Source organism: Candidatus Babeliaceae bacterium, from assembly GCA_041660765.1.
GTDB lineage: Bacteria > Babelota > Babeliae > Babelales > Babelaceae > JBAZVR01.
Genome location: JBAZVR010000001.1, coordinates 425,383 through 440,458, shown reverse-complemented (window position 1 = coordinate 440,458; position 15,076 = coordinate 425,383). Strand labels below are relative to the sequence as shown.

Sequence of the window (15,076 nt, the reverse complement as noted above, 5' to 3'; positions counted from 1 at the left end):
TATGTACCTCATTTAGGGCTATTGAATGCTCTCGACAGTTGTATCATTTTGGGAACTGTTAAATGTTATAATAATTTCTTTGGGGCACATTTTTATAGTTTTGATATATAAATCAATTATTTTGAGTAAGGCATGAGGCTCGATTTCCAAATATGCATCGTCATCATCATTATTATTATCAAATGAAAAAGAGATACGTAATGTATTTTTTTTTGTTTTATCAGCTGTACAGGAATTGCCTGTCAATGAGTCTTTAGATGAATCATGTAAAAAATCACTAACGTGTTCTAATCCTGATGGATGCCCAAAGTCTTCCAGAAATAAGAATAGTAGGTCTAAATTATGAAAATTTGAATATATTACTTTGTAAGAACATAGAGTTGGTTTTACTTTGCCTAGCTTCAGTATATACATGCCTGTCCTTGATAATAAGCTGCTGGATATAGTTGTATCTGACTTTGAGCTTATTTTAAAGAATATTGATTGCTTTTTAGCTCATTAAAAAGCCATTTGCGTACATCGTCATCATCTAATCGTTCACAATCTCTTACAAATTTTCTTAAAGACGGTAATATTTTTATATCATATTTAAATACTAATGATCCCAGCATTTCTTGTATTGCTAGTAACTGGTCAAAATAAATATCTGCATCTTTATAATGTAAACAAATTTTTATTTTGGAAAAAAGTTTGTTAATTTCTTCAAATAAAAAATCTTGGTTTTGAGTAGTATTGTTTTTTATCGACTCATTCTTCATGTCATTCACTTGTTCAAAATTATTGAGATTCTTATTGGTCACTTTAAGGAGCATTAAAAACTGAAAAATTTTTTTAAGCCATTGTTATATTATTTGTAAAATCTATAGCTTCTTGCAGGTACTTCTTCATTGTTTTTAAGCTGTGAGTCTTTTTATTATAGAGCGGATTGTCCCAATCATAATCTTTTATCACTCTAATTTTAAAATATCCATTGGGGTTAAATTCTGGATACCAGCCAACATCAATCGTATAATCATCAAATTCCAACTGCAAAATATCTTCTTTGAATGACCATTTTTGCTGTTCAAAAGATCGTATAGGATCTATGTAAAAATCATCGTAGGTGACCTTATATTTTTTCAGGTCAATATCTTTTAAAAAATCACTATTAAATCGATTCATTTTGTAAGATCCTTGTATTCTGCTGGTGTAATTGGATGTCCATGGATTGTATTTGCACTTATTTCTACTCGCATATAGGGAGTCTCAATGCCATTTTTTGCTCCAATGGTATGATCAAATTTCATTACTTTCCATGTTTTGCCATTATTAACTGTCACGCCCTTTTCCCAGGCAAATCTTTCTGTAGCTTCAATATTTACTTCATGTTTATATTTTGCATCACCATATTTTGTATACTGCACTATTTCTTTCCAGTTTAAGTTTTTCTGAGGGGAATGTTTGTGCTTATGATTGGTCCATTGAATGGTTGTGGGGTTTGTATTTTGTGATTTAGGCTTTGAAGAACCACCATTTTTATGGCCAGAATTGTCTGAATAATGTGCTTTTTTAAGTGTGTGCAAGCCATTGAATGCTCGTAACGTTTCTCCGCCATCGATGGTCGCATAAGCAAGAGCTCTGCCAACTTGATATGGTTGATGATTAATTGCTGCATAGCCCAGCATGATAATATCTTCAATAAAATTTTTACCATGAGAAAGCATTATGCCGCTATTAACAGCGATTCGCGCTATGACAGAAAATTGCGGCGCAATTACCGTGGCGACTGCATTAAGAACGCAACCGGCAGCCATATTCTGAGGTAGATTTTGTATTGCACTTATGCCTTGCTGCGCAATTTCATCACTAAAACCATGAACGATCTCTTGTAGAGTATCGAGTATTGATTCTATTTCCTGTTGTTTTTCTTTATTGTCTTCTTGTAGAGCTTGTGAGTAATATTTTTGTAATGTTTGTGCGAGTGTTATTGATTCATCATCAAGACCGTCTAATATTGTTGTATCAGGAAATTGCGCATATCTTTTGATAATAGAAAATCTTTTCTGGTTCTCGTGTTCTATTTCTTTATTGTAAAACGCATTGCTTTTGTGATTTTTTGGATCACCTCCAGCGGTGAGGGCCTGTGGCGCATGATACCGATAGATTGATTGCGCTACGTTAAATTGATGGGGCTGATTTTTTGAATATTTTTGAACATGCGCATGGGCGGCGGTGAAATTTTGTTCGGCGCAGAGTTGTATAATTTGTTGAAGATCTTGATTGAATGCATTGCGTATAATGTCTTGATAAATGCGGCGGCGGGGCGCGATAACATGCGTCATATGTGATATTTTTTTACGCAGGGTGTTGGTGTATTTTTGTGGGTGCGCAACATAATCAAAGCCGGGAATAGTATGTGCAATCGCTTGATTAAGATAATAATCGGCCGCTTGTTTGCCGTATGTTGTTTCTACAAATTTAATGATAGCGCGTGCTATGTAATAAGCTTGTTTGTCTGAAAGCTGTGCTCGCAAGCTGCCGTCTTTATGGCAAGCAAAATAGGCTATTTTTTCTTGTGCATCATGTAGGTTGTTGTCGTCAATGGGTAATATAAGGCGAAGGTGTGGTAGCGCAAGGCGCGCTTGTATGCCATCTACGCTAGAACTTGTGAGTAATAACAGGTTATTGCATATGTCGATTGCTTGTTGCTGCAGATAATCTAATTGCCCAGCAGATTTGTATAAGCGTATGATGCGGGTTTGTTGCTGGTTAATGCGCAGTTGGTTGTGTTCGTACGCATCAACAGTATTAATATTCACGCGTGCGTAGTAGGGTGTGCCCATACGGGCATGCGTGGGATGTGGGTTATTAATATGGGATGAAAAATTTATGCTGCTTACCAACCCGCCTAATATGGTTTGTGGGTTATAAGAGGGTGCTGGCGCAGTTTTGCTAGAATTGTTTACTGCTGTGTTAAAACAGATTTCTGGTGTTTTTGTGAGTGTGGGCGCAGCGCTACAACTTGGGTTGATAGAAGGGTGGGTAGTTTGTTGTGCGTGTAGTGGGTATTGGGTTGGCGTATTGTGTAGTTTATAGTAGGCAAGTGCGGCGATAATAACGCGCGTAATCTGCGGTAATGCAGAAATGACCAGCGGCGCAGCCTGCATATTGCGCAGCTCTTGCCAACTAAAACAGAAGTATACAAGTAATAAGATATATTTTCTTTTTTTGTATAGCATACAGAGATCATAATATGCTGCTTAATTGCACGTCTATAAAAACGGCTTGCATATATTTTTATTAAAATAGGAGATGCGAATGAAGATTAATAAAGCTAGTAGTGTGATAATAGTGCTGATGATTCTTATGTTAGCCGGATGCAATAGCGATAAAAAAGAATACATGATGATTCCATTTGATGACGTCCTTCTTGTAATCGAAGGTAAGCCTGTATTGAAAATATCTGAATTTGAAGAATTCTTACCTGTAATAAAAGAAAAAGCATCGGCTGAAAAATATGCGGACCAGGTGCAGGGGCTTTATGAGTAGTTATGGGAAAGAAAAGCTATCGAATCATGGATAAAAAAACATAACATTGATCAATTACCAGACTATAAAAAAGATTTTGAAAAAACAGAAAGGCGGGGAAAAGAGCATCCTGAAGATACGCCAAAAACAAAAAAAGAAGGCATAGAAAATTCACTGAAATGCATGTACTTGATTGAATGTTGGTTTAGAAATATTAATAACGCTTATTTTGTAAAGCATCACCCATTGTTTAAGCCTTTTGCTGAAAAGTTAAGCTTTGATAAATTTGGTGAATTATATGCGGATATGCTTATTGCTCTCCATAAAGAGCTTTCTATGCAAGAAAATGTAAATTATTTAAAAAAGCTTGGCATAAAAAGCATGAATGCCGTAGTAAAAGATGTAGAAAAAGAATTGGCAGAGTATAAGAAAAAGAAATCTTAGTAATTTATGTGACTATTTCTTTTTCTATCTGCGTGAGGGTTTGGCAGAGATTGTTGTCGACTTGTCGGCAGCTTTCTATTTTGTCAAAAGCGTGGATGACGGTTGAGTGGTCAGAGCGGTCTAAGAATGCGCTGATTTCTTTGAGTGAATGATGCGTGAGTTTTTTCATGAAATACATCGCGATGTGGCGCGCCATGACAAGATCTTTATTGCGTTTTGCAGATTTTAGTTCTTGTTGTGTGTAGTTAAAATGGCGAGCGATATGGTGCATGATTTTTTGTAAATCGATACTTTTTTTGTCGTCCTGTTTTTTTATGAGCACTTTATGCGCAAGATCTTTTGTTATTGGTTGATGCGTTAATGATGCATAGGCGCTGATGCGAATAAGTGCTCCTTCAAGTTCCCTAATGTTATAAAAGGGGTAGGTTGCTATGTAATGCGCTACTTCATCTGATAGGCACTCGTTATTTTTTTCTGCTTTTTGTTTGAGAATCGCTATTTTTGTTTCGTACTGTGGAATTTGTATGTCGGCTATAAGGCCACCTTCAAGGCGTGATTTCATGCGCTCAGCCAGGCCGGCAATATCGCATGGCAATGTGTCGCTGGTAAATACGATTTGTTTTTGCGCTTGATGGAGCATGTTGAAAATATGAAAAAAAGCTTCCTGCGTTTGTTCTTTGTTGGAAATAAATTGAATGTCGTCAACCAACAGTAAATCAAGATCTTTGTATTTTGCTTCGAAGTGATTTATTTTATCAAATCGTATCGCGTTAATAAATTCATGAACAAATCTATCGGCAGATTGGTAGAGAATGTTTATTTTTTTAAATGATTTTTGTATGTGATTGCCTATTGCGTGCAATAGGTGCGTTTTGCCTAAACCAGATGCGCCATAAATAAAAAGTGGATTATATAATTTGCCCGGTTTTTCTGCAACAGCATGCGCAGCTGAAAATGCTAGGGTGTTATTTGGTCCCACAATAAATGTATCAAAGAGATAGATAGAGTTAATAGATAATGATCGAGGTTTTATTGTTTTGAGACTAGTTGTATGCGTGTTGCTACTATACGGCTGCTTTACCATAAGTGATTGAGCTGGCTTATAGATGAGTGTTTCCGGCTGTTCACTTGCGGGACTCATAATAGCTGGCTGTAGAGACTCGGTAAATACTATTGTTATGGTGTTTTCGTTAAGCAAGCGTCCAAGATGTTTTTTTATGAGTTCTAGATAATGATTTTTGATCCATTGCTGAACATAATTGTTGGGCGCAATAAGATACACGGTTTTTTTGTGTTCGTCCCATTTTAATAGGGAAACAGCCTTGAACCATGTTTCTACAACTCTGCTTCCAGCTTCTTCGCGTACGATTTTAAGAAATTCTTGCCAAATTATGTTCATAGGTATTTGTTTTTATTAATGGATTTGTTGGCAGTTGGATTATTTAGGAGTGTAACTATACTGTAACAGATTAGGGGTTCTTCTGGAAGATTTTTTTAATTTGTTTTACACTTATCAATGAAATATATATAAAATGCTTTATCGGGATTGATGTATGAAAGTTTTTTTACTTAAAGATGTTGAAAAAGTTGGCATTGCCGGAGAGATTATTAATGTTTCTGATGGTTACGCGGCAAATTTTTTGTTTCCTAGGAAACTGGCCGTTGTTGTAACAGCTGAGAATGAATCGTCTTTCGCCAATAGAATTAAGGTTGTCGAAAAACGCAACGAAGTGATTGCCACAAAGACCTCGATGCTTGCTGAAAAAATAAGATCATTGGATCTTATTTTGAAAAAAAAGCTTCATGATAATAACAAGCTTTATGGTGCTATCAGTGCTCATGAAATTGTTGATCTTCTCGCTCAAAAGGGAGTTTCTATTTCTAAAAGTCAGGTTGAGTTTGATAAATCTATCAAATCACAAGGTGTGCACGAGGTAGTTATAAAACTTTCCTCACAATTGAGGCCGACCGTAAAAGTTAAGATTGTTGGAGAATAATTTTATAACATCATGTATAAAAAACAGCATAATTATCCTCGGCAGCATGTTGATTCTGAGCATGTTCTGGGCAAAAACTTACCTTTTAATAATGATGCTGAGCGCGCGGTGTTGGGCTCGTTATTGCTTAACGATGCGCACATTGGTGTAGTTGCGGAGCTTCTTGTTCCGCATGATTTTTATAGTCCAGCGCATCAATATATTTTCGAAGCGTTTATTGCATTGGTTCGCAGTAGTAAGCGTGTTGATATTATTACTGTTCAAGATGAGCTTATTAAGCGGGACCTTCTTAATGAGATTGGTGGGCTTGTATATTTACTGTCGTTGCAGGAAGACATAGCCGTTATTGGTATGATTGAGCAGCATGCGCAGATTATTAAAGAAAAATCTGTTCTGCGTGAACTTATTGGTTCTGCGATGCATATTATAACTCGGTGTTACAGTCAGGATGAGCGTGAGGTTGAGGCAGTTCTTGATGAGGCTGAAAAGACGATTTTGCAGATTTCCCAGAAGAGAACGCAACAGTCTTTTGTTCAGTTAACTATTTGGCTTAAAAAAACATTCCAACACCTTTCTGAAATAAAAAGTCATAGTCGTGGCATTACGGGTATTCCTTCTGGTTATAAGAAGCTTGATGAAATGACGAGTGGATTTCAAAAGGGCGATTTGATTGTTTTGGCGGCTCGGCCGTCTATGGGTAAAACGGGGCTTGCGCTTAATATTGCACAACATGCAGCCCAGAACGGGATGACTGTTGGTTTTTTTTCATTAGAAATGGGTGGAGAGCAGCTCATGTTGCGATTGTTATCTACGCAATCGCGGGTAAATCATCAAAATATTAGAAATGCGACTATTAATTCTGATGAGTGGCTTGAGCTTACGCGAGTTGCTGGCTATTTAGCAGAGTTGAAGCTTTTTATCGATGATAGTGCTATGCAGAGCATTATGGATATACGTGCCAAGGCGCGTAAATTAAAGGTTGAGCATAACCTTCAATTTTTGGTGATCGATTATTTACAGCTTATTCATTCGCATAATAGGCATGAAAATAGGCATCAGGAAGTTTCTGAAATTTCTCGATCTTTAAAGGCTTTGGCTAAAGAGTTAGGCATTCCTATTGTGGCTCTTTCTCAGTTATCTCGTGCGGTTGATGGTCGTTTTGACAAGCGGCCGCTCTTGTCTGATTTGCGTGAATCCGGAGCTATTGAGCAGGACGCCGATCTTATAATGTTTTTGTATCGTGATGTAGTGTATAATCCTGATGTTGAAAATCCTTCTTTGGCGGAGCTTATTATTGGTAAGCAGCGTAATGGTCCAACGGGAACGGTTTTTCTTAATTTCCAAAGAGAGCTTACGTTATTTGAAGATTTTGATGAGTAGTGTTGTTTATGATTGTTTTGGGGATTGATCCTGGGCTAGCTGTTTCTGGTTTCGGGCTTGTGGAGCATGCGCACCATCGTTTGAAGCTTATTGATGCCGGGGTCCTTAAAATGTCTTCTTCTCTTCCTGTGCATGAGCGTATTTTATTATTTCATGCTTTTTTTACCGAGAAAATTACTTCTTGTGGTGTTACGCATATCGCATTGGAGACTCCTTTTTTGGGTAAAAATGCTCAAAATTTTCTCAAATTGGGATATTTGCGCGGTATTGTTTATTTATTGAGCGCCCAGTTTGGCATGCAGCTGCATGAATTTGCGCCATGCCAGGTTAAATTGGCGTTAACGGGGTATGGCGGTGCAGATAAGGCACAGGTCGCTCGCGTTGTTGCGGCGCTTTTTCCATCGCTTGTTGTAGGTAAAAATCTTGATTTAACCGATGCTGTAGCAATTGCCCTATGCGGCGCATGGCAAGCGAAAATAGTATAAAATTTGCTCTCCTATATCAAGTGTCGCATAATTGCACGGTCCTGGCTGTTTTGTTATTACCTGCGGGGTGTTTTTCTTGCCTTGCCCCTCGCGCTGCTCGGGACTACGGAAGGTCAACACCCCGCAGGTTTAAATTTTAAAGAAATAAAAAGGGTAATAAAAAAATAACCATCGCATTGACCGAAGTCAATGCGATGGAAAAAAGGAGAGTAGTAATGAAGCCTGTGTAAAATTGCTAGAAAATAGTTGCAATCTGAATATCTGTATAAAATGTTATCTACTGATATGCTGTATTAATTGCCAAAATTTAACTAACTGATAATCAGTATGAATGAAATTTAATAAAAGTCAAATTTTATCCCTATAAAAATAGCTTATTTTTGTATGTTTTGGAGCTATTAATTACCATGAGAAGTATTTGAAAGGTTGATTTGTAGGGGATTGTAGGTTTTTATGATGCTTTCTGCCTTTGATAGTGAAGGCGTGGTAATGATGAGCTGGCTTTTGAGGGAGGTGAAAAGCTGTAAGAGTAGAGCGATTGTTGTGTCGTCAAAATCAGTTATGAAATCGTCTACCAGGATCAGAGAGCTCTTGTTAATTATCTTGTGATGAGCAAGCTTGAGGAGTACTACCAACAGTTTTTGTTGACCGCGAGATGCGAACTGCTTAGAAATTTTATCGTGAAAAAGAAGGGTTATATCGTCAAGATGTGCTCCAAAAAGTGACCTTTTATAGAGACGCTCCTGTTGTAATAGTGCTTTATTTTCTTCTAAAAAATTGTTGTAAGATGATGTTATTTTGTAGCGTTTGGTAATATAATGCAGAGAAAATAAATACCTATCATCGAAAAAGCAACCTACAAAATCCTGCATTATTAATTGGAGTTTATCGATTAGATGTATTCGGTGCTCATGAAGAGTTTTTGTCAATTCCCACAGTTGCATTGTCCACACATCATATAAAATAGGATCTTGCATGCCTGATTCTAATGCAGCGTTTCTTTGTTCCAAAATAGTGCGATATTTCTTTAACACACTATATAAAGAAGGGTCCAGTAGTATGAGGAGCTGGTTAATGAGTTGTCGTCGATAGTCGGGGGACCCATGAATAAATTGCAAATCATCTTCCATAATGCTAATAACCCGGTAGGTATCTATAAGATCTTTATATGAAGTTGCGGCTGTATTATTTACTTTTATGGATCTTTTTTTTTTATCAAAACCAGCCTGAATGGTCCAATCATATTCTTCTGATATGCCTTCAATTTTTATAAAACAGGTCTCCTCGCCAAAGGCTATCATATCTTTGGGTTGATGCGTCCTAAACGAGGTTAAATAGCAAGCGTAATGCAATGCTTCTATAACTGACGTTTTGCCTGATCCATTTTTTCCCGACAAAAGGATAAATGGGCTTTCGAGTGCAATTTGATACGCTGTAAAGCAACGAAAGTTTTTGAGAAAAACAGACTTTAAAAGCACGATATTACGTTGTTTGTGATGATACGGGCATAACGATATATGTTAGAGAAATAGCATCCGCAGATGATTCGAAAATAATCGGCTTTGTTCCATTTTTAAGAAAAAATGTTATTTTTTCTTGATTAAACGCTTGTATTCCATTGAGAAGATACGGCGCATAAAATCTCATAGTAAGAGGCTCTGTATCAAATCCAATCATTGGAATTTCTTCATCAAGCTTTCCTACTTCTTTGTTATTAATAGACACGCGTAAAGCATTATGAGAAAAACCAAAATTAGTAGCCAAAAAATTTCCAGACAATAAACAGGTCGATCGTCTTAATGTTTTTGTAAATTGTGTTTTATCGATTGTTGCAGGTATAAACGATGTCTTGTCTAATATGCTGGCGTATTGGGGAAATGGATCGCTGACAAGTTTTGTAAAAAAATTAAAAAAATCGCCAGAAAAAACAAGTTGTCTTCCACATGTTCCTAAGAATACGACAGAATCATTGGCTGATTCTAGAATCTTTTTTAATTCAAAAATTGCTCTTTTGGGAAGAAGCCATTGTTGATTTTGAGTAACCGTATCTTGGTTTAATCGAGCCTGGGCGAGGCAATGGCCATCAGTGGTGGTCATCGTCAGCACAGAAGGAGCTATTTCCATAAGTAAAGCATTAAGGGCCGGATTTGTATTATTGCTTGGAATTAAAAATGCAACGCTGTCGAGCATGTTTTTTAATTGTAAAGCATTAAGATCCATGATATTTTCTATTCGTTCTGGAAATGGAGGAAACTCGCTATCGTCTTTTATATTAAGATCGAGCGCTACAGCTCCGGAACGCAATAAAAGCTGATTATTATTAAGTGTGCATTCTATAATACCATCAAGTTCTTTTACGATATCAAAGATGCGTTTTCCGCCTACTAAAAAAGATTCTGGTTCTGTGAGCGTGCTGTTTTCCAACGAACAATTTGCCTGTAAACTGATTTCAAGATCGGTGCTTTTAAGAATTAATTCACGATGTCCAATATGAAAAAGTATGTATGTTGTTGCATCAAGAGTTGTTCTTTTGGCGCAAATTGGCTGCATTGATGCTAAAAGGCCTAATAATGATTTTTGCTCGATATAAAATTTTTTTTCCATGCAACACATCCGTAAAAATATTAGTACACGATCTCTATTTTCTTAGTATAACAGAAAAGAATATACCAGAAATTATACTTTTCTTATAGCGCTTTCATATTCTTTAACTATTTCTGGTGATGAAAACATATCATTTTGTTTATTTTTTGCTTGTATAAGACGGACAATGCTTTCGCGAACAAGTTTTTTATATCTTTCTGGTGCGCGAGCCCATCCATTGCGTAATATTTGTCCTATTTTTGCAACACCGAGTACGTTTTCACATTGCAATGCTAAGTGCAAAATTGAATTACCATTATCATCGCGACTTTTAAATAAGCTCACCGTTTGATTGTCGAAATAACTCGATAATAATGACGCGTCTTGCGCGATTGCACGCATATTTTTCAATTCCATGACCCGCAGTGTGGCGATTAATTCTTCATCGGTTACCATCGTTGACTGGTCGGTGAGAGCGGGATTGTTGCTTAAAACAAAATTAATTGCATCTTCTTTTGTTTCAAGATTCATCGAATGATTTTTTTGCGTGCAACAGATAGCTATCACTGTTGCCAGTATTAATATTTTTTTCATAATTGCTCTTTACTGCTATCCGTAATAATAAGATCGCGCGCGGTCATACCTTGATTATTTACTTGTGCTTTTATGCGCTCAAATTCTTGGGTGGGCACATTTCTTTTCATATAATTTATGATCTCGATTTTCTTGTACTGAACTGCAAGATGCAATAGGTTGTCGTTGTTAAGATCAACACTATCAAAATTTATAGTTTCATGAGCAATACATTCTTTTAAACGATTAACATCTTGCGCTGCTTCATGAAGTAATCTATTTCTTATGTCTTTAGTTTCTTGCGTCACCATGTTGTAATTGGAAAGAATTTCTGACAACTTATTATTTCTATATTGAAGCGCAAGGTCAAGAAGGTTTTTATTGTCTTTATCAACATCATCAAGCGTTAAAGTTCCATGAGCAAGATAGTTGCGAGTTGTGGTAGTATTTTGTACAGCAATACGCATTAATTCTGTTTTGTAACAAATATATGAATTGTTTGTGTTTTCCATGCATGCATTATAGAAAGATATTGTTAATAATGCTGTGAGTAGTACTAATTTTTTCATGATTTTCTTTCTTATTTTTATTAATAAGCTTTGGCAATCAAAATATCGCCAGGACTTTCTTGATTGCAATTGCAACAGTGTTTCTGTGTGTGAACCGTAAGAACGCAACGGATCGTAGCCTTATGTGACTTAATCGCATCTTCACATTCAATGCTTCTGCACCAGCCGGTTTGATAAAATCCACCATGCTGCTCTAATAAATCTTTAAAGTCTTCAAGCTTTTCACGAATATGCCACATCGAAGCCCGGCGCTCACGTGCCTTTTCTAACATATCTTTTTGAATAGTGGAAAGCTGTTCACGTATAAATTCTTGTAGCACATTATTTTTACACATAGACTTTGTGCCATGCACACGTGAACTTATAACGACTTGTTGTTGTTCGATATCACGAGCCCCAATTTCTATTCTTAATGGAACGCCTTTCAACTCCCAACGGTAAAACTTTGCACCGGGAGTTTCTGATTCATCTGCATCAATAATGACACGAAATTCTTGAGAAAGTTCTTGATATAGTTGCTGTACTTTTTGCAACACCAATTCTTTTGTTGCTGCTTTTATAATAGGAATAATAACTATTTGTAGAGGAGCAATGGCTGGTGGTAATACAAGCCCTTTTTGGTCGCCGTGCACCATGATAATAGCGCCAATCAAACGCGTTGTTACGCCCCAGCTGGTTAAATAAGGATAAGCTTGATTACCTTGTCTATCCTGAAATTTCATATCAAACGCCTTTGCAAAACTTTGAGATATCATATGAGAAGTCCCCATTTGCAAAGCTTTTCCGTCTTGCATAAGTCCTTCGATGGTGCATGTTAGATCTGCGCCTGCAAAACGCTCGGTGTCTGATTTTGTTCCGGCTACCACAGGAATTGCTAAATAATTTTCAACAAGATCAACATACGCATTCAGCATGGTAGCGACTTCTTCCCGCGCTTCTTCTGCTGTTTCATGAGCGGTATGGCCTTCTTGCCACCAAAATTCTGTTGTTCTTAAGAATGGGCGAGTGCGCATTTCCCAGCGTACAACACTGCACCATTGATTGATTTTTATAGGGAGGTCTCTCCATGAGCGCAGCCATTTTGCAAACATATAATGGATGATAGTTTCTGATGTTGGTCGTACTACTAGTGGCTCTTCAAGTTCTTTGCCGCCAGCGTGCGTAACAACCGCAAGCTCTGGAGAAAATCCTGCTACGTGTTGTGCTTCTTTTTGTAAAAATGACTGAGGAATTAATAAGGGGAACGCAGCATTAGAATGTCCGGTGTCTTTTATTTTTTTGTCGAGAACTTTTTGGATATTTTCCCAGAGAGCATAGCCATAGGGGCGTATAACAATGCAGCCTTTGACGGGGGCATTGTCAGATAATTCTGCTTTGCTGATAACTTCTAAGTACCATTCTGAAAATTGTGTGTGGATATTTGGCAATGTATTCATAAAATTCTTTCTTTTAACAAAATATCTATGGTTACATTGTAACAAACTTTATACTACATCGCTATTATTCAGGTAACTTCATTGTTATTGTATCATCTCCGGTAACGTGGTATAAGCATTTTTGTGATTCTACCACGTGAATACGCGTATTTGTATTTTGGTTCTTATACAGCTTGTCAAGCAGCGTCCATAATTTTATGGAATTTGATATCCTATGCCATATGATATTATCATCATGATGGTATTTTATATATCCTGAAATGTCAGGCTTGGGATGCGGACTAAATTCGGCTGTTATAGTCATGTTGTGTGTTTTAACTGCGTAAATTAATTTTTTCTTTTCACTTAAATGAATACAATGGACAGTATTATGGCCAATAAGATCCAAGATGCTTTTTTTTGTGTAGTTGGTTTCCCATGGCCATAAAAATGAAACGATCTTTTTTGTTTCGGTCCATTCCATTGCATAAGAAGTATTAAGAATAAATAATATCATATATAAAAGAGTTTTTTTAATCATGTTATGCTCTTGTGTTATGTTTTTTAATAAGTATTATGGGTACGCATGAGCTTATCAGGGCTGCATAAAAACACCACAATGATGCAAAATGAAAATGCCACGCTAGTACCGTTATCATGCACGATGTCAAAACTAACCCTCCCATACAAGCAATATATATATTGTGCATTAAGAAAAATGGAAGAACGGTCACCGCTAAATACCAAGAATCTATCGCCAATTCAGTAATGTAGCTTTTGGGGTAGGCTTCAACATAATGAATATGATTGCCTATTATGTGTGCATGTGCTCCGTATACGTACAATAAATAGGCCAATAAACAAGATAGCATAATACCGGCATAAACAAGCCATTGGATAATCTTTTTTGTTGCGCGCGGTGGTGGGAAAACAAAAAAGCAGAGTGGTATCCAGGTTGGCCATATCGCAAATGCAAAAAATAAATACGCATATGGCAACAATGTATTGTTTGGGTTGAGCCAAATAAAGCCCTCTATTGCTTGTTGTAAAGAAAATAATACCGGTACGCTTGCAAGCATACTATGACTGCGTTTTTTTATCAGCGTATAAGAAATATATCCAATTGCTCCTAAGAGCGTTGCCGCCGTAAAGCTTGCACTTGCCGAAAAACACATAAAATTCTCCTGATATCTTTGTATAGATATCAGTTTCTATATTGTTATGCTAAAAAATCAAGAATCTGCTTTATAAAAAAGATATAACCCGATAGCAATGCATAATAACGAGATTGGGAATGTATACGCTACGGTATGACCGAAAAAGCTCCAATCAAAGAGCGCCGCGAATAAGGGCGCTGTAAAGCCGGTAAACAAAACAAACGCCGCGCTATATTTACGTAAAAGATGTGTATAGAGTAATGCAGTGGTTATAGTGGTGCCCATGACAAGAGCAATCACCAATAATATATAAAAAGACATGCTTTTTATTGATATGCACGTTGAAAGAGAAAGCCCGGGATACATAACAGCAAAAGAGCCGCCACATAAAAAAATAAAGGCGTTAAAATATGCTGTAGAGATGGGATGAGTCGTGAGTGCTCTTTCCATAATTAATGCGCTAATCGATGTTGCAAGTGCTGCAGCCAGAATAAACCAGTCTCCTGCGCATATGGTTTGGCTTACGGCAAAGTCCCCACCAACGGTAATCAATAAACCAATCCAGCCGCATACAAGCCCCATTATTTTCATATATGATATTTTGGTGCCCAATAAAAAATAGTTAAGAACAACAACAATAAACGGCGCTGTATTAAAAAGTAAGCATGCCCGTGACGATGGTATGGTTGTTAGTGACTGCAATTGTAATAAATTGGCCGCGTAAACGTTCAAAGCACCGATCATGACCAGCATTCCAACAAGATATTTTGTCATAATTGCTTTTTCTGTGCTCATATAATAATAGTACAGGGCGCAGAGCGCTCCCCCTGTCACCGTTCTTACTATGAAAAAGAGCACGGGATCGATATATGCAAGTGCGTATTTGCTGAGAGAAAAGTTTAATGCGCTCAGAAGATTTATAATAAAAAGAAGTATCATCTGCACCCCTTCATTAAAAATCTAGGT

Annotated in this window: 18 protein-coding genes; 5 read left to right on the top strand and 13 right to left on the bottom strand. The window is 37.0% G+C overall.

Annotated elements, in window-relative coordinates:
* Positions 1-18 precede the first annotated feature (18 nt).
* From WC707_02410 to WC707_02395, 4 genes are all read right to left on the bottom strand, one after another.
* Complete coding sequence (locus tag WC707_02410; protein MFA6066013.1) at positions 19-414, bottom strand: hypothetical protein; 396 nt, start codon at positions 412-414, stop codon at positions 19-21.
* Positions 415-464: 50 nt separating this feature from the next.
* Positions 465-758 (bottom strand): hypothetical protein, encoded by a 294-nt coding sequence (locus tag WC707_02405; GenBank protein ID MFA6066012.1) that lies wholly within the window; start codon positions 756-758, stop codon positions 465-467.
* A gap of 73 nt (positions 759-831) precedes the next feature.
* A complete protein-coding gene (locus WC707_02400; GenBank protein ID MFA6066011.1) occupies positions 832-1,161 on the bottom strand; it encodes a hypothetical protein in 330 nt (109 codons plus the stop codon).
* Entirely contained in the window at positions 1,158-3,218 is a 2,061-nt protein-coding gene (locus WC707_02395; protein MFA6066010.1) for a hypothetical protein, read from the bottom strand. Before WC707_02395 ends, WC707_02400 begins: the two co-directional genes overlap by 4 nt.
* Before the next feature lie 118 nt (positions 3,219-3,336).
* On the opposite strand from WC707_02395, the gene WC707_02390 reads away from it, so the two are divergent.
* Complete coding sequence (locus tag WC707_02390) at positions 3,337-3,528, top strand: hypothetical protein (GenBank protein ID MFA6066009.1); 192 nt, start codon at positions 3,337-3,339, stop codon at positions 3,526-3,528.
* Between the two features lie 162 nt (positions 3,529-3,690).
* On the top strand, positions 3,691-3,951 hold the full coding sequence (locus tag WC707_02385; protein MFA6066008.1) for a hypothetical protein: 261 nt from the start codon (positions 3,691-3,693) through the stop codon (positions 3,949-3,951).
* 4 nt (positions 3,952-3,955) lie between these two features.
* On the opposite strand, the gene dnaA is transcribed toward WC707_02385, so the two are convergent.
* The gene (dnaA, locus tag WC707_02380; GenBank protein MFA6066007.1) at positions 3,956-5,350 is read right to left on the bottom strand and encodes a chromosomal replication initiator protein DnaA; all 1,395 of its coding nucleotides are present in this window, start codon (positions 5,348-5,350) and stop codon (positions 3,956-3,958) included.
* A 154-nt stretch (positions 5,351-5,504) separates the two neighbouring features.
* Between dnaA and rplI the strand changes: the two genes are divergently transcribed.
* The 3 genes from rplI to WC707_02365 are packed head-to-tail and all read left to right on the top strand — an operon-like array spanning position 5,505 to position 7,813.
* Positions 5,505-5,948 carry a 50S ribosomal protein L9 gene (gene rplI, locus WC707_02375; GenBank protein MFA6066006.1) on the top strand — a complete coding sequence of 148 codons (444 nt, stop codon included), beginning with the start codon at positions 5,505-5,507 and terminating at the stop codon, positions 5,946-5,948.
* Positions 5,949-5,960: 12 nt separating this feature from the next.
* A complete protein-coding gene (gene dnaB, locus WC707_02370) occupies positions 5,961-7,328 on the top strand; it encodes a replicative DNA helicase (GenBank protein MFA6066005.1) in 1,368 nt (455 codons plus the stop codon).
* 8 nt (positions 7,329-7,336) lie between these two features.
* Positions 7,337-7,813, top strand: a complete 477-nt coding sequence (locus tag WC707_02365) for a crossover junction endodeoxyribonuclease RuvC (protein MFA6066004.1) — start codon at positions 7,337-7,339, stop codon at positions 7,811-7,813.
* A gap of 398 nt (positions 7,814-8,211) precedes the next feature.
* On the opposite strand, the gene recF is transcribed toward WC707_02365, so the two are convergent.
* The 8 genes from recF to WC707_02325 form a co-directional block, all read right to left on the bottom strand.
* Complete coding sequence (recF, locus tag WC707_02360) at positions 8,212-9,291, bottom strand: DNA replication and repair protein RecF (protein ID MFA6066003.1); 1,080 nt, start codon at positions 9,289-9,291, stop codon at positions 8,212-8,214.
* 4 nt (positions 9,292-9,295) lie between these two features.
* A complete protein-coding gene (dnaN, locus tag WC707_02355) occupies positions 9,296-10,417 on the bottom strand; it encodes a DNA polymerase III subunit beta (GenBank protein MFA6066002.1) in 1,122 nt (373 codons plus the stop codon).
* Positions 10,418-10,489: 72 nt separating this feature from the next.
* On the bottom strand, positions 10,490-10,990 hold the full coding sequence (locus WC707_02350) for a hypothetical protein (protein MFA6066001.1): 501 nt from the start codon (positions 10,988-10,990) through the stop codon (positions 10,490-10,492).
* The gene (locus WC707_02345; protein ID MFA6066000.1) at positions 10,987-11,538 is read right to left on the bottom strand and encodes a hypothetical protein; all 552 of its coding nucleotides are present in this window, start codon (positions 11,536-11,538) and stop codon (positions 10,987-10,989) included. The genes WC707_02350 and WC707_02345 overlap by 4 nt, the downstream gene beginning before the upstream one ends.
* Positions 11,539-11,558: 20 nt before the next feature.
* Positions 11,559-12,974, bottom strand: a complete 1,416-nt coding sequence (gene proS / locus WC707_02340) for a proline--tRNA ligase (GenBank protein ID MFA6065999.1) — start codon at positions 12,972-12,974, stop codon at positions 11,559-11,561.
* A gap of 64 nt (positions 12,975-13,038) precedes the next feature.
* On the bottom strand, positions 13,039-13,494 hold the full coding sequence (locus WC707_02335) for a hypothetical protein (protein ID MFA6065998.1): 456 nt from the start codon (positions 13,492-13,494) through the stop codon (positions 13,039-13,041).
* Position 13,495: 1 nt separating this feature from the next.
* Complete coding sequence (locus WC707_02330; protein MFA6065997.1) at positions 13,496-14,128, bottom strand: DUF6629 family protein; 633 nt, start codon at positions 14,126-14,128, stop codon at positions 13,496-13,498.
* Between the two features lie 57 nt (positions 14,129-14,185).
* On the bottom strand, positions 14,186-15,049 hold the full coding sequence (locus WC707_02325; protein ID MFA6065996.1) for a DMT family transporter: 864 nt from the start codon (positions 15,047-15,049) through the stop codon (positions 14,186-14,188).
* Positions 15,050-15,076 lie beyond the last annotated feature (27 nt).

Coding starts and splice junctions, on each gene's coding strand:
- WC707_02410 (MFA6066013.1), bottom strand. CDS start 414: ATGTATATACTGAAGCTAGGCAAAGTAAAACCAACTCTATGTTCTTAC.
- WC707_02405 (MFA6066012.1), bottom strand. CDS start 758: ATGAAGAATGAGTCGATAAAAAACAATACTACTCAAAACCAAGATTTT.
- WC707_02400 (MFA6066011.1), bottom strand. CDS start 1,161: ATGAATCGATTTAATAGTGATTTTTTAAAAGATATTGACCTGAAAAAA.
- WC707_02395 (MFA6066010.1), bottom strand. CDS start 3,218: ATGCTATACAAAAAAAGAAAATATATCTTATTACTTGTATACTTCTGT.
- WC707_02390 (MFA6066009.1), top strand. CDS start 3,337: ATGATTCTTATGTTAGCCGGATGCAATAGCGATAAAAAAGAATACATG.
- WC707_02385 (MFA6066008.1), top strand. CDS start 3,691: ATGTACTTGATTGAATGTTGGTTTAGAAATATTAATAACGCTTATTTT.
- dnaA (MFA6066007.1), bottom strand. CDS start 5,350: ATGAACATAATTTGGCAAGAATTTCTTAAAATCGTACGCGAAGAAGCT.
- rplI (MFA6066006.1), top strand. CDS start 5,505: ATGAAAGTTTTTTTACTTAAAGATGTTGAAAAAGTTGGCATTGCCGGA.
- dnaB (MFA6066005.1), top strand. CDS start 5,961: ATGTATAAAAAACAGCATAATTATCCTCGGCAGCATGTTGATTCTGAG.
- WC707_02365 (MFA6066004.1), top strand. CDS start 7,337: ATGATTGTTTTGGGGATTGATCCTGGGCTAGCTGTTTCTGGTTTCGGG.
- dnaN (MFA6066002.1), bottom strand. CDS start 10,417: ATGGAAAAAAAATTTTATATCGAGCAAAAATCATTATTAGGCCTTTTA.
- WC707_02350 (MFA6066001.1), bottom strand. CDS start 10,990: ATGAAAAAAATATTAATACTGGCAACAGTGATAGCTATCTGTTGCACG.
- WC707_02345 (MFA6066000.1), bottom strand. CDS start 11,538: ATGAAAAAATTAGTACTACTCACAGCATTATTAACAATATCTTTCTAT.
- proS (MFA6065999.1), bottom strand. CDS start 12,974: ATGAATACATTGCCAAATATCCACACACAATTTTCAGAATGGTACTTA.
- WC707_02335 (MFA6065998.1), bottom strand. CDS start 13,494: ATGATTAAAAAAACTCTTTTATATATGATATTATTTATTCTTAATACT.
- WC707_02330 (MFA6065997.1), bottom strand. CDS start 14,128: ATGTGTTTTTCGGCAAGTGCAAGCTTTACGGCGGCAACGCTCTTAGGA.
- WC707_02325 (MFA6065996.1), bottom strand. CDS start 15,049: ATGATACTTCTTTTTATTATAAATCTTCTGAGCGCATTAAACTTTTCT.